Source organism: Chryseobacterium carnipullorum, assembly GCF_900142785.1.
Taxonomy (GTDB): domain Bacteria; phylum Bacteroidota; class Bacteroidia; order Flavobacteriales; family Weeksellaceae; genus Chryseobacterium; species Chryseobacterium carnipullorum.
Window position 1 is genome coordinate 211,915 of the sequence record NZ_FRCD01000001.1, and the last position, 12,186, is coordinate 224,100.

Annotated in this window: 12 protein-coding genes; 10 read left to right on the plus strand and 2 right to left on the minus strand. The window is 36.9% G+C overall.

What is annotated here, in order from left to right:
* Nucleotides 1-3 precede the first annotated feature (3 nt).
* The 8 genes from BUC06_RS00985 (at nt 4) to BUC06_RS01025 (ending at nt 6,302) form a co-directional block, all read left to right on the plus strand.
* Nucleotides 4-690 carry an SIR2 family NAD-dependent protein deacylase gene (locus BUC06_RS00985; RefSeq protein ID WP_073328542.1) on the plus strand — a complete coding sequence of 229 codons (687 nt, stop codon included), beginning with the start codon at nt 4-6 and terminating at the stop codon, nt 688-690.
* Nucleotides 690-1,631 (plus strand): ADP-ribosylglycohydrolase family protein, encoded by a 942-nt coding sequence (locus BUC06_RS00990; protein ID WP_073328545.1) that lies wholly within the window; start codon nt 690-692, stop codon nt 1,629-1,631. Before BUC06_RS00985 ends, BUC06_RS00990 begins: the two co-directional genes overlap by 1 nt.
* Nucleotides 1,628-2,155 (plus strand): hypothetical protein, encoded by a 528-nt coding sequence (locus tag BUC06_RS00995; protein WP_073328547.1) that lies wholly within the window; start codon nt 1,628-1,630, stop codon nt 2,153-2,155. Before BUC06_RS00990 ends, BUC06_RS00995 begins: the two co-directional genes overlap by 4 nt.
* A 2-nt stretch (nt 2,156-2,157) precedes the next feature.
* On the plus strand, nt 2,158-2,700 hold the full coding sequence (locus BUC06_RS01000; protein WP_073328550.1) for an RNA 2'-phosphotransferase: 543 nt from the start codon (nt 2,158-2,160) through the stop codon (nt 2,698-2,700).
* A gap of 1 nt (nt 2,701) precedes the next feature.
* Nucleotides 2,702-3,460 carry a metallophosphoesterase gene (locus BUC06_RS01005; protein WP_073329104.1) on the plus strand — a complete coding sequence of 253 codons (759 nt, stop codon included), beginning with the start codon at nt 2,702-2,704 and terminating at the stop codon, nt 3,458-3,460.
* Nucleotides 3,461-3,754: 294 nt separating this feature from the next.
* A complete protein-coding gene (locus tag BUC06_RS01015; protein WP_073328555.1) occupies nt 3,755-5,479 on the plus strand; it encodes a M14 family metallopeptidase in 1,725 nt (574 codons plus the stop codon).
* Between the two features lie 141 nt (nt 5,480-5,620).
* Complete coding sequence (locus BUC06_RS01020) at nt 5,621-5,902, plus strand: hypothetical protein (RefSeq protein ID WP_073328557.1); 282 nt, start codon at nt 5,621-5,623, stop codon at nt 5,900-5,902.
* Nucleotides 5,892-6,302: a hypothetical protein gene (locus BUC06_RS01025; RefSeq protein ID WP_073328560.1), complete on the plus strand. Its 411-nt coding sequence runs from the start codon at nt 5,892-5,894 to the stop codon at nt 6,300-6,302. The genes BUC06_RS01020 and BUC06_RS01025 overlap by 11 nt, the downstream gene beginning before the upstream one ends.
* Before the next feature lie 33 nt (nt 6,303-6,335).
* On the opposite strand, the gene BUC06_RS01030 is transcribed toward BUC06_RS01025, so the two are convergent.
* Nucleotides 6,336-7,217 (minus strand): cupin-like domain-containing protein, encoded by an 882-nt coding sequence (locus tag BUC06_RS01030; RefSeq protein ID WP_073328563.1) that lies wholly within the window; start codon nt 7,215-7,217, stop codon nt 6,336-6,338.
* 496 nt (nt 7,218-7,713) lie between these two features.
* On the opposite strand from BUC06_RS01030, the gene BUC06_RS01035 reads away from it, so the two are divergent.
* A complete protein-coding gene (locus BUC06_RS01035) occupies nt 7,714-10,389 on the plus strand; it encodes a carboxypeptidase-like regulatory domain-containing protein (RefSeq protein ID WP_073328565.1) in 2,676 nt (891 codons plus the stop codon).
* 74 nt (nt 10,390-10,463) lie between these two features.
* Here BUC06_RS01035 and BUC06_RS01040 read toward each other — a convergent pair whose 3' ends face one another.
* Complete coding sequence (locus BUC06_RS01040) at nt 10,464-10,961, minus strand: DinB family protein (protein WP_073328568.1); 498 nt, start codon at nt 10,959-10,961, stop codon at nt 10,464-10,466.
* A 244-nt stretch (nt 10,962-11,205) separates the two neighbouring features.
* Between BUC06_RS01040 and BUC06_RS01045 the strand changes: the two genes are divergently transcribed.
* On the plus strand, nt 11,206-12,123 hold the full coding sequence (locus BUC06_RS01045) for a GLPGLI family protein (RefSeq protein ID WP_073328570.1): 918 nt from the start codon (nt 11,206-11,208) through the stop codon (nt 12,121-12,123).
* The last annotated feature ends 63 nt before the right edge of the window (nt 12,124-12,186 follow it).

The window sequence follows — 12,186 nt, forward strand, 5'->3', positions numbered from 1 at the left end:
ACAATGAAAAAACTAATCATATTAAGCGGTGCAGGAATCAGCGCTGAAAGCGGAATAAAAACATTCAGAGACGGAGATGGTCTCTGGGAAAATCATAATATAACAGACGTAGCAAGTCCGGAAGGATGGAGAAAAGACCGGGAACTGGTGCTGGAATTTTACAATCAGAGAAGAAGACAGCTTCATGAAGTTGAACCTAACGAAGCCCATCGATTAGTCGCAGAACTCGAAAAATATTTTGATGTTCAGATCATTACCCAAAATATAGATGACCTGCATGAAAGAGCCGGATCTACAAATATCATTCATATTCATGGGGAGCTATTCAAGTCTTGCTCATGCAACAATAAAAACCTGATCTATGAAGAGAAAGGAGATATAAAGATTGGAGACAAAGCGGAAGATGGAGCCCAGTTAAGACCTTTTATCGTATGGTTTGGGGAAGATGTTCCTTTGTATAAGACTGCTCAGGAGAAGGTAAAAGAAGCAGATATTATGGTCGTCATCGGAACTTCTCTGCAGGTATATCCTGCGGCAGGATTGATCCATGACATCAAAGATGACTGTTTGCTGGTGGTCATCAACCCTAATGAAACAGGATTCGGATATGGACAAAGAGCGGTAGTGATGAAAGAATCAGCAACTCAGGGAATGAAATTGCTGTTTGATAAATTGGTTAATCTTGCCTGATGGAAAATGTAGTAAAAGCCGGAATTTTTGGAGTATGCATCGGGGATGCGCTGGGAGTTCCGGTGGAATTTAAGAAAAGAGAAGATTTAAAGAGATTCCCAGTTACAGGTTATCTGGAATTCATGTCCTGGAACCAGCCCAAAGGAACTTGGAGCGATGACAGCTCATTAACGCTTTGTATTGCTGATGTACTTACAAAAGGGTATGACTTAGAAAAGATCGGACAAAGCTTTGTAAAATGGAATAAATATGGACACTGGACCGCTCACGGAAGGCTTTTTGATATAGGAGGAACCACAAGACATTCGATTGCACGATTGATCAAAGGTGAAAGCGCCAGATTTTCAGGAAATATTTTTGAAGAAGATAATGGGAATGGCTCTTTAATGAGAACACTTCCCTTGGCCTTTTATCTTAAAGATGAAGTAGATATTGAAAAATTATATCAAACCGTAAAAGAGGTTTCAGCCATTACGCATGGACATTTCAGATCTGTTTTCGCCTGTTTCATATATGTTATTTTTACCATTGAACTGATTAAGGGAAAAAGTAGAAAAGAAGCTTATACGCATATGCAAAAGATAGCTTTGGAATACTCAGAAATTCAAGGCTTTAACCTTAAAGAGATAGAGCTGTTTCACAGAGTTTTAAAAAATGATATTTCAACTTATTCCGAAGAAGAAATTAAAAGTGGCGGCTATGTCCTCCACAGCCTCGAAGCCTCCCTTTGGTGTTTTCTCAACTCTGAAACCTATGCAGAAGCCGTGTTGAAAGCGGTGAATTTAGGAGAAGATACAGACACCACAGGAGCTATTACCGGAGGAATTGCAGGTATTTACTACGGATTTGAAAGTATTCCGGAAGAATGGGTCTCTGATTTGGTGAGGAAAGAGGATATTGAGGCTTTATGCGAAAAACTTTATAAAAAAATATACAATTGATTGAAATAAGAGATTTTAAAATAGACAAAGTCTGTAATGAAATTAAAATCGTTTTAAATGAACTTGCAGAAAAAGAATACGAAAACAACATCGGTAATAGACTATGGACAAAATATATTATAAAAAAATTTAAAGAACTAGGGCATAGTTATGGTTTTGATGTTTGTCCAGATGCAGATAATGGTAACTCGGAATGGCTTTATGATATGATCTGGTATAAGAATAAAGATGGATATCTAAAGGAAATTCCGTTTGTGATGGAATCAGAATGGAGCTACGGTTATGATTGTGTGCGTTACGATTTTGAAAAATTATTGCAGGCTGATGCCAGGTTAAAATTAATGATTTGCTGTCATAAAAATGGAGTAGCTGACATTAATTATTTTAAAGAGTACTTTTCTAAAGCTATTCAATGTTATCATAAGTCTTCAGCTTCAATATATTTATTTGCAATTTTACAAGATTGGGAGCCATTCAAATTTGAGTTTTATTACTATGATAATTTTTGCTTAAAAGAATTTTAACCATGAACGAAATAGAAAACAAAAGAATAAGCAAATTTCTAAGCCTTATTCTGAGACATCAACCCGAAATCATTGAGCTTAGACTGGATGAAAACGGTTGGGCAGAAGTGAATGAACTCATTACAAAATCTGCAAAAGGAAGAATGCACTTCAGTTTTGAAGACCTCGAGGAAGTGGTAGAAACCAATAATAAAAAACGGTTCGCATTCAATGAAGATAAAACCAAAATCAGAGCCAGTCAGGGACATTCCATTGCGATAGATCTGGCCCTGAAAGTCGCGCAGCCACCAGATTTTCTGTATCACGGAACAGCACAATCGAATATTTCTTCTATTCTGGACAACGGAATTGAAAAAAGAAGCCGCCAGCATGTTCATCTAAGCGCAGACAAAGAAACCGCCACGAAAGTAGGAATGCGCCACGGAAAACCCGTTATTCTGACCATCAGAACAAAGGAAATGCATGATGACGGAATCGCTTTTTATCTTTCAGCCAACGGTGTTTGGCTGACTGATTTTGTGGATGCAAAATATATTTCAAAATAAGATGGGCAGAACATTAGTAATCGGTGATATTCACGGAGGTTTTAAAGCCTTACAACAGGTTTTTCAAAGAGCACAAGTAGGAGAAAAGGATATCCTTATTTTTCTCGGAGATTACGTTGATGGCTGGAGCGAATCTGCTCAGGTCATCCAGTTTTTGATGGAACTTTCCCAAAAACAGGAATGCATTTTCATTAAAGGGAACCATGATGCCTGGTGTGAGGATTGGCTGAGCCTTGGAGACAAACCCGATGTCTGGCTTTTCAATGGTGGGAAAAGTACCGTTGAAAGTTACAACGATTATCCGCTGGAAGATCTGGATCTTCACCTTGAATTCTTTCAAAGGATGAAAAACTACCATGTAGATGCCGGAAACCGCTTGTTTATCCATGCAGGATATTCCTCTATGCATGGTCCTGAAAAAGAAGTCTATTCCACCAATTACCGCTGGGACAGAACCCTTTGGGAAACCGCAGTAGCAATGGATAAAAAATTAGAAAAAAATTCAGCACTTTATCCGAAAAGACTCCTTTTATACCATGAAATCTTTATCGGACATACACCAACATTAGATATAGGAATTAAGCATCCTGTTAATAAAGCGAACGTCTGGAATATCGATACCGGAGCAGCTTTTACAGGCGTTTTGTCAATGATGAATATCGATACCAAAGAATTCTGGCAAAGCGATCCGCTTCCTTCTTTATATCCGGACGAAAAAGGCAGAAATAACGATAGTGCAGGAAATAAAACCCTATTATAATAGATCAGAAATCTCCAACACACTCCAACCTTATAGGTTTCCAAAACCTATAAGGTTTTTATCGATAAAAAAACTCAATATAAATAGCTGTTTACCAAAGATTAAGCACATTCCCGGACAGTATATGATCCAATGAAAATCTCTGATTTTCTTGCGCCTTAAAACATAATTAAGATCAAAAGCCTTAGCGCCCTTGCGATAGTCCAACCCCATTACATATAGCTCAATAAATCCACAATTTCCCTTTCCCACCCAAATCAGATTAAGTAATTTTGAAGTTCAAAAACTGCTTCAATGAAACTGAAATACCTCTTAATATTCCTAAGCACATCCTTATTTTTAGCGCAAAAATCATTTCAGACTCCCTTTGAAAAAGGAAACGGAAACCAAACGGTGACCTACGATGAAATGAATGCCTATTATCAGGATCTGACTCAACACTTCAATACGATTCAATACCTTAAAAAAGGAGAAGACGATAATGGAAAACCCATTTACGTCGTTATTTACAATCCTTTTCCTGAAAAAAATCTGGAGAAACTAAGAAAAGATAAAGCAATTCTCTTTGTCAACAACGGAATTCACCCAGGAGAACCGGACGGAATAGACGCGACTATGATGCTCATGCGTGATTTGGCAACCGGGAAAATAAAAACTCCTCAGAACTTCGTCATTGCAGCCATTTCAGCGTACAACGTAAGCGGAATGCTGAACAGAGGTTCTTTTTCCAGAGCCAATCAAAACGGTCCCGAGCAGTATGGTTTCAGAGGAAATGCCAGAAACTATGACCTGAACAGGGATTTCATTAAAGCGGATTCAAAGAATGCCAGAAGTTTTCAGGAAATCTATCAATGGCTGCAACCGGATGTTTTTATAGACAATCATGTAAGCAACGGCGCTGATTATCAGTATACCTTCACCTATATCTCAACCTTTAAAGAACGTCTTGGAAAGGCCTTGGGAAACTACTTCTACAATGACTATCAGGCTAAAAACCTTGAAGCTATGAAGAAAGTGGGCTATGAAAGCACACCTTACGTCAATATTCACGGTGATATTCCAGATGAAGGATTTGCTGCTTTTGAAGACTCTCCGAGATATTCTACGGGGTATACCTCCCTGTTTAATTCACTGGGAACAGTTCCCGAAACACATATGCTGAAATCGTATGACAAAAGAGTTGATGCAACGTATCAATATATGCTGGTCAGCCTTCAGAATCTGGATAAAGATTATAAAAAGATCAAACAGCTCCGTCTTGACAATCTAAAGCAGTACAAATCGGGAATGCAGTACGGAATCCGTTGGAAAATAGATTCTACCCAATTTTCTACAATGGATTTCAAAGGCTATGAAGGAAGCTACAAGCCCAGTGATATTTCCGGGAAGCCAAGACTCTATTACGATAGAAATAAACCTTTTACAAAAAAGATAAAACTCTTTATGACGGCTGTCCCAACCGGATATATTACGATTCCTGAATACTATGTGGTTCCGCAATCCCAATACCGGGTAATTGAAGAAATGAAAAGGAATAAAATCCAAATGACAATCCTTAAGAAAGATAGCACGGCATTGGTAGAATCGTATAAAATCAAAGATTTTAAGACCGTTAAAAATCCTTACGAAGGACATTATCTTCATTATGATACCACTGTAGAAACAGCAAAAAGGAATATTACTTTTTCTGCCGGAGATTATATCATTCCAACACAGCAGCCTGGGGTAAAATACATCATTGAAACCCTTGAACCTGAAGCGTCAGATTCCTTTTTTAACTGGAATTTATTCGATGGTATTTTAGCACAGAAAGAATATTATTCTGCCTACATTTTTGAAGATACAGCTTCGGAACTTTTGAAGACGGACAAAAAATTAAAAGAAGCTTTTGAAGCCAGAAAATCATCAGATAAAAAGTTTGCCGATGACGGAACTGCCCAGCTGGACTGGATCTACAGGAATTCTCCTTATTTTGAAGAGAAAACATTCAGACAGTATCCGATATACAGAATCTTATGAAATTTCAAAATTGATTTAAATAATTGATAATCAGGAGTTAATTTTAAGGATTTTCACCTGCGCAGAAAGGGTGTTTTTCCTGATAAATATTGCCCGGTCTCTGACGAAATTTGCTTTATAAAACCAATAAAAATTATAGTTATGGCTACTAAAAAGCAATTTTTCGTGTCGTTGGAAGGAGTAGATCTTTCAGACGAGCAGTTGAAAAACATCGACAGAGGAATTCAGAATGTCGTTCTTTCTGAACTTTCAAAAATTGACAATACCCAGGCTTTTGCAGCGCACAGGGATTTCAAAGGACTCTTAAAACCGCTGAAAATTAAAGACTGGTTTCCGTGGGGGATGATCATCTTTAAACCCGGAATTGATATTCAAAAACAGGTGAAAGAAATTCAGTCTCAAATAAAAGGCTATGGAGCCTGATTTACAATCTTCAAAGAAGAAGTGTCCCAGTTATCTTGGGAAAGTTGGGGCACAGCTTTTTGGAGTAGTCGACAAAGACGGGAAGGTACAGTTCATCTCACCTCTCACCGTTACAGAAGATTTTCTGAATCTTAATAAAGACAAAAACAGCCTGGAGCAGAGATTTCGTTTTACGGGAAAATGTGTAGAAAAAGGCTGTGCACAGTGGAACGCTGAAGAGTCCAAATGTTCTTTGTCCAAAAAGGTGCAGCATTTGGATAGTCATAAAGAAACCGAACTGTTCTTTTGTCCGATAAGAACTCAGTGCAGATGGTTTTCTCAGGATGGAAAAGAGGCCTGTTTTTCGTGCAATGAGGTCACGAGGAATATGGAAGAACTTTTAACAGGGACTCGATCATAAAAAAAGACGCTTCACATTGAAACGTCTTTTTTTTTATTTGGGTAAGCCTTTTTTTAAAGCCATTTCTGCGGTTTTAACGGCTGCTTTTTCTTTCCAGTCCATATAGGTATTTTTAAAATTGGATTTCATAATATCGTCAAACTTACGCTGTACGGTAAGATTCCATAGAGAGTGTGCTTTCACAGCCCATGATTTGTCCCATGCTCTCAGAGAAATAGAGAAACTTCCGTCCAGATATTTCATCCAGTGCCACCATCCCGTAGGCATGAAAAGCGTGTCTCCGTGTTCAAGGAAACATTCAATACCTTCTACACCATTAAGGGCGGGATATTTTTCAAAATCAGGATTGTCGATGTCATAATCTTCCAGGGCATAGGTTGCGTAAGGAAGCCTGTACAATCTTTCTTTCCATTTATATTCAAATAACTTGACATGCTTTCTTCCGTTGAAGTGCGTATGGAAAATATGTGCCATATCAATATCGAAATGGAGAAAAGTAACCGAACTCTTCCCTCCAAAAAACATAGATGGATATTTATCCAGAAAACCTCCCATCAGTTCTTTGGGAGCGATAAAATCGTCCATTAATTTATTGGCGTGCTTTATCGGGTCAAAAAAGAAAATTCTCAGATCTGTAGGCTCTCTCTGGATGAGGTCTATATAATCTCCGAACTTCATTTTCGTCGTGGGCGTATTGATGGGAGCTGCAGGATCGGCTTTTTTGGAATCATAAAGAGGAACTTCTACATCACCTACCACTTCTTTTACATACTCCATGGTCCACTTCTGATAAGCAGGCCATTTTCTTGCCATATTTTTTATGACAACGGGCCTTCTTGGCTTTAGATATTTTTCCATGAACTCCTCCTGAGTAATATCATCTACAACATCTATAGGCTTTAAAATAATTCCCATTCTATAAATTTTATGTTACAAAATTATTAAATAAATAGATATGAATCAGTGTTTAAGTTTTTTTTAATCTATGATTCAAATCACTTTTAACTATTTAGACTAAGTAAGAATATGGAAATTGATCCTTTTCTGTAAAGTCTTTAGTTTTTCCCTGTTATAAGCCCATATTTTCATTGAAAATGATAAAAACTGATAACACAATGGGATTAGTTATGGGCTAAATTTAATGAATAGATTTTAAAGAATTTACATACCAAACGAATTTTTAAGATAAAAATGACAGACTGTTATTCAAAACAGGATAATATTGATTTTAAATGCATAACAGCTTCTTCAGCAATAAAATTTTAAAATAGCTCGACAAAATATTGGACCTGTAAAAATTATCACTAAGTTTATAGTGTTAAATACGTTTAACCTTTATCATTATAATACATCTTTATAAAAAGTGTAACAAAAAACACAAGCGACAAACTAATTAGGCAAATAATAAATTATGAAAGGAAAAATTTCTTTATTTCTGATACTTTTTTTTACCGTGCTCACTTTTGCACAAAAAACAGTGTCAGGGAAAATTACCGATGAAGATGGGTCCGCTATTCCCAGTGCCAGCGTTACTATAGAAGAACCGGGCAAAGATGCTATTTTGGCATATGGGATCACCAACTCCAAAGGAGAATACAAAGTTACATTCACTTCTTCAGAGGCTAATGTAGACATGAAAGTAAAGGCTTTCAACCAAAAATCTCAAACAAAACAGATCAGCAACAGCGATCAGACCATCAGTTTCAAAATGCAGTCTGAAGCGACAGAAATAAAGGAAGTTCAGCTGAAAACAAAGATGATCACTGCAAGAGGGGACACCATTGCGTATGATCTTAAAGCTTTTGCCAACGCAAGCGACAGAACCCTTGCCGATGTAATGAGAAAAATTCCGGGTATTGAAGTCAATAAAGACGGAACCATTCTTTACCAGGGTAATGCCATCAATAAATTTTATGTTAACGGGAAAGACCTTATGGAAGGCGGATATGGGACCATCAACAACTCGCTTCCAAAAGATGCCGTACAGAAAGTAGAAGTTCTGGAAAACCACCAGCCTGTAAAAATTCTTCAGGATAAAGTACCTTCTGACCAGGCAGCCATCAATATCAAGCTGAAAAATTCAGTGACAATGACCGGAAGAGGAGAAGTAGGAACCGGCTTTGGAGATCCGTGGCTGTGGAATGTTAAACTGACCCCTATGTTTTTTGGACAAAAAAGCCAGTGGGTGGTTAACTATAAAACCAACAATGTTGGAGAACAGGTAGAAAATGAAGGAAACATCCTGGCATTTGGAAGTCGATTTGAAGGAAGAAGAATTAATAGTTCCCAAAACGACTGGCTTAATGTGGAAAATGCCAGTACACCCAATCTTCCGGTAAAAAGATACCTGATGAATAACGTCCATTATCTGTCCGCCAACTATCTTACCAATATTGATAAAAAGAAAGAGTGGGAGCTTAAGGCCAATGCCAACTATACCAATAATGCCGTTGAAAGACAATCGTACAGCCAGACTGATTATTTTGAGGGAAGTTCCAATTATACAAACATTCTCAATAATTTTTATACAGATAAAGCAAAAGGTGAACTGATATTCACTAAGAATGCTAAAAAAGGATTCTTTAAAAATACTACCAGTTTCTCCCAGTTCTGGAATGCAGACAGAGGAATTGTAGACAGAACCGATGTTAAAGATGGCAGCCTGAGACACGCAAACGAAGCAACAGAGTCGCCTACCACCTCATTTCAAAACTCATTGAGTACCATTATTCCATGGAAAGAAAAAATGGTCAATTTGCTGTCATTTATAAGTTATCAGACAGACAGACAGAATCTGGATGTTTCTCCATCATCTTATTTAGGAATTCCTGGATTTACGCCTGTACCAAGTAATTTCGTTCGTCAGAACCTGAGACTTAAAACCTTCGAAGCCAACCACTCTGCCAACATCAGTTTTTCCAAAAAAGGTTGGACCCTTACGCCGGAAGTTGGATTTAATTTTAAAACAACAGATTTAGTTTCAGATTTATTCAATATCACAACAACAGGAGTATCTCCGAATGCATACAGCAATGATCTTACCTACACAACTGCAACACCTTATGGAAGCTTAGGAGTTAACTATAAGAATGAATCCTGGATGTTGTATGCCAACTTGCCTGTAAACTCTAATAATATTAAAGCAGATGACCCGCTGAGGAATGTATCAAAAACAGTAAATAAAGTTACTTTTGAACCCAATATTTTTGCGCAATATACCTTTGCTTCTTTCTGGAAAGCTTCGGTGAATGCTAATATCAATAATAATTTCGGGGAAATAAATACAGCGTATTCAGGATTTCTGATGACTTCGCCAAGTGGAATTAATGCGATGGATATCAATAATCCTATTCCGCAGAATAATAATAAATCTGCAGGCACAAGACTGGAATACAGAAATCCACTAAACAATTTATTCTTTAATGTGAATTATAGATTCTCTGATGCTAAAAGAAACCTGATTGCTAATCCTACGATCAATGGACCAGGATATAGCATCATGAAATATATAGAACAGGATAATCATGTTTTGAATAATGGATATTCAGCAGAAGTAGGAAAATATTTCCCGAAATTTAAAACAAATGCTTCACTTACTTACAGCAATAATACAGCAAAATCTGATGCGTTCTTAAATAATGAATCGTATACCAATAACAACAATAGCCAGTCCTATGGTATTAAATTCAATAATAGCTATTTTAGCTGGATGAGCATTGATTATAATGCGAGTATTTCAAGAACCAAGCAGAAAAGTACAGGGAGGGTAAATTCTAGTGCAACCAGAACAGGATTTACACATAATCTTGGAGCATTCTTCTACCCGGTGGAAAACCATACGATTGGATTCAACTGGGATCAGGTGAATACCAATGCAGTGGGTCAAAAATACCATAACGGATTCTACGACGTTTCATACCAATTTACATGGTCAAAAAAGAAGATTGATTTTGAGGTTAAATGGATGAATATCGCCAATAAAAAAGTATTCGAAACCTATGATATCAATACTACGAATATTACCTATACAAGATATCAGCTCCGTCCAAGCCAGGTCATGTTTACCGTAAAATTCAATTTCAAATAGAAGTAAAAAGAAATATAAAAACAAAAACCAATCTCGCAGAGGTTGGTTTTTGTTTGAGATATATGCTGTTGTTTCTAGAAACTCTGATGGTCTGCGGATGGACCATAACTTCCGGGAAGAGGAATGTCGTTCAGTCTGTAATACACGCCCAGCTGTGCCCGGTGATGAGTGATCTGGTTCAGAGCATGGCGGATGGAACCGTATTTTGTCCATTTTGCCACTTCGTGACCGTTGTTCTTGAGCGCCCAGGTATCATTAAGGTCTTCTTCTTTAGCATTTTCGAGAGCATATTGGGCAGATTTGAAATTTTCATCCAGCGTATTCAGGAGATCTTGTTTGGTAGACAGATGTTTAGGCTGAAAACCCCCGGTGGCAAAATCCAGTTCTGAAGTTTTCAGGATGGTGTCCGGCCATCCAAAGATTTCTGAAATATGAGTGGCAAGAGGCATTAGTTTCATGCTTTTCTCATGGGGAGCATAGTCGTTTTTACCTTCAGGATAAGCTTCAAAGAACTTTTTCGTCGTCTGGTACTCGGTTTCAAACTCGTCTCTAAATTGTGATAAAGTGTCCATAATATTTTGTTTTTTAAGTACTTAAAGATAAAGTTTTTGAATCGGAAAATGTTGTAAAGGAATCATAATTTTATAGAAGGATATTGAATAGTTAATAATTTTTAATAAGACCAAAAAGCAATTAGAATAAATTAGTTTTAGCAAAATATTGTTATTCAGGATTTTACAATGATTACAATAAATTTTTGAAAAAAAACTGTAACATATTTCAACAATTGGTAACTAATGAGTAAACATTATTACAATGAAAAAGCTATTTTCTATATTCTTTATCGCACTCTTTGCATTTGCATCGGCACAGGATTCTAAAGAATCAAAAGAAACAGCCAACCGTTTCTTTTATGAACTGACTTTTAAGCCGAAGAAAGATTCAACGAAGCTGGATAAAGTAGTGACTATTTTAGATATCACAGACAAGAACAGATCAATTTACCAGGACTATACAGTGATTGCTCAGGACTCTATTATGAAAATTGAAATGGAGGCCATTCAGAAGTCTGGGATGATGAAAGATCTATCAAAATCACTGAAAACACCCAAAATTTCAGCAAGGATATACAAATCATATCCAATCATGAAAGTTCAGTATGTAGATAAAATAGCAAACGGATTTACACCAAGTAATATTGGCTATAGCGAAGATTTGAAATTCAACTGGAATATTCTGAATGACAAACAAAAAATAGGAGAATACAACGCTCAAAAAGCGACTACTGAATTTGGAGGAAGAAAATGGACAGCATGGTTCAGTACAGATTTACCTTTTCAGGATGGACCCTATAAATTCTTCGGACTTCCAGGCTTGATCGTTAAAATTGAAGACGATCAGAAAAATTACTCTTGGGTTTTACAGGGAAACAAGAAAGTTAAAGACTATACAGAATACTCTTACATTGAAAACCTGATGCAGGCAAAAGGTGGAAAAGTAAATGAATTAACAAGAGAAAAGTTTGAAAAAACATTCAGTGATTTCAAAAAAGATCCTTTTGCATCGATAAGACCTATGATGACACAGGAAATGATGTCTAAGCCAATTCCCGGAATGGATGGTACGGTTGGAGATATGGTGAAGAAACAGGAAAAGCAGTATAAAGACTTCTACAATGCGAACGACAATCCAATAGAAATTTCTTCTCAAACTCCTGAGAAAAAGAAAAAATAAACATTCATATCAACTAAATTATATTTTTGAATCAACCCAGGTACAGCAATGTATTTGGGTTGA

Excerpts from the sequence above, each read along its gene's own strand:
- BUC06_RS01000 (WP_073328550.1), top strand. The coding sequence starts at position 2,158 with ATGAACGAAATAGAAAACAAAAGAATAAGCAAATTTCTAAGCCTTATT.
- BUC06_RS01040 (WP_073328568.1), bottom strand. The coding sequence starts at position 10,961 with ATGGACACTTTATCACAATTTAGAGACGAGTTTGAAACCGAGTACCAG.
- BUC06_RS01020 (WP_073328557.1), top strand. The coding sequence starts at position 5,621 with ATGGCTACTAAAAAGCAATTTTTCGTGTCGTTGGAAGGAGTAGATCTT.
- BUC06_RS01035 (WP_073328565.1), top strand. The coding sequence starts at position 7,714 with ATGAAAGGAAAAATTTCTTTATTTCTGATACTTTTTTTTACCGTGCTC.
- BUC06_RS01005 (WP_073329104.1), top strand. The coding sequence starts at position 2,702 with ATGGGCAGAACATTAGTAATCGGTGATATTCACGGAGGTTTTAAAGCC.
- BUC06_RS01045 (WP_073328570.1), top strand. The coding sequence starts at position 11,206 with ATGAAAAAGCTATTTTCTATATTCTTTATCGCACTCTTTGCATTTGCA.
- BUC06_RS00990 (WP_073328545.1), top strand. The coding sequence starts at position 690 with ATGGAAAATGTAGTAAAAGCCGGAATTTTTGGAGTATGCATCGGGGAT.
- BUC06_RS01025 (WP_073328560.1), top strand. The coding sequence starts at position 5,892 with ATGGAGCCTGATTTACAATCTTCAAAGAAGAAGTGTCCCAGTTATCTT.
- BUC06_RS00985 (WP_073328542.1), top strand. The coding sequence starts at position 4 with ATGAAAAAACTAATCATATTAAGCGGTGCAGGAATCAGCGCTGAAAGC.
- BUC06_RS01015 (WP_073328555.1), top strand. The coding sequence starts at position 3,755 with ATGAAACTGAAATACCTCTTAATATTCCTAAGCACATCCTTATTTTTA.
- BUC06_RS01030 (WP_073328563.1), bottom strand. The coding sequence starts at position 7,217 with ATGGGAATTATTTTAAAGCCTATAGATGTTGTAGATGATATTACTCAG.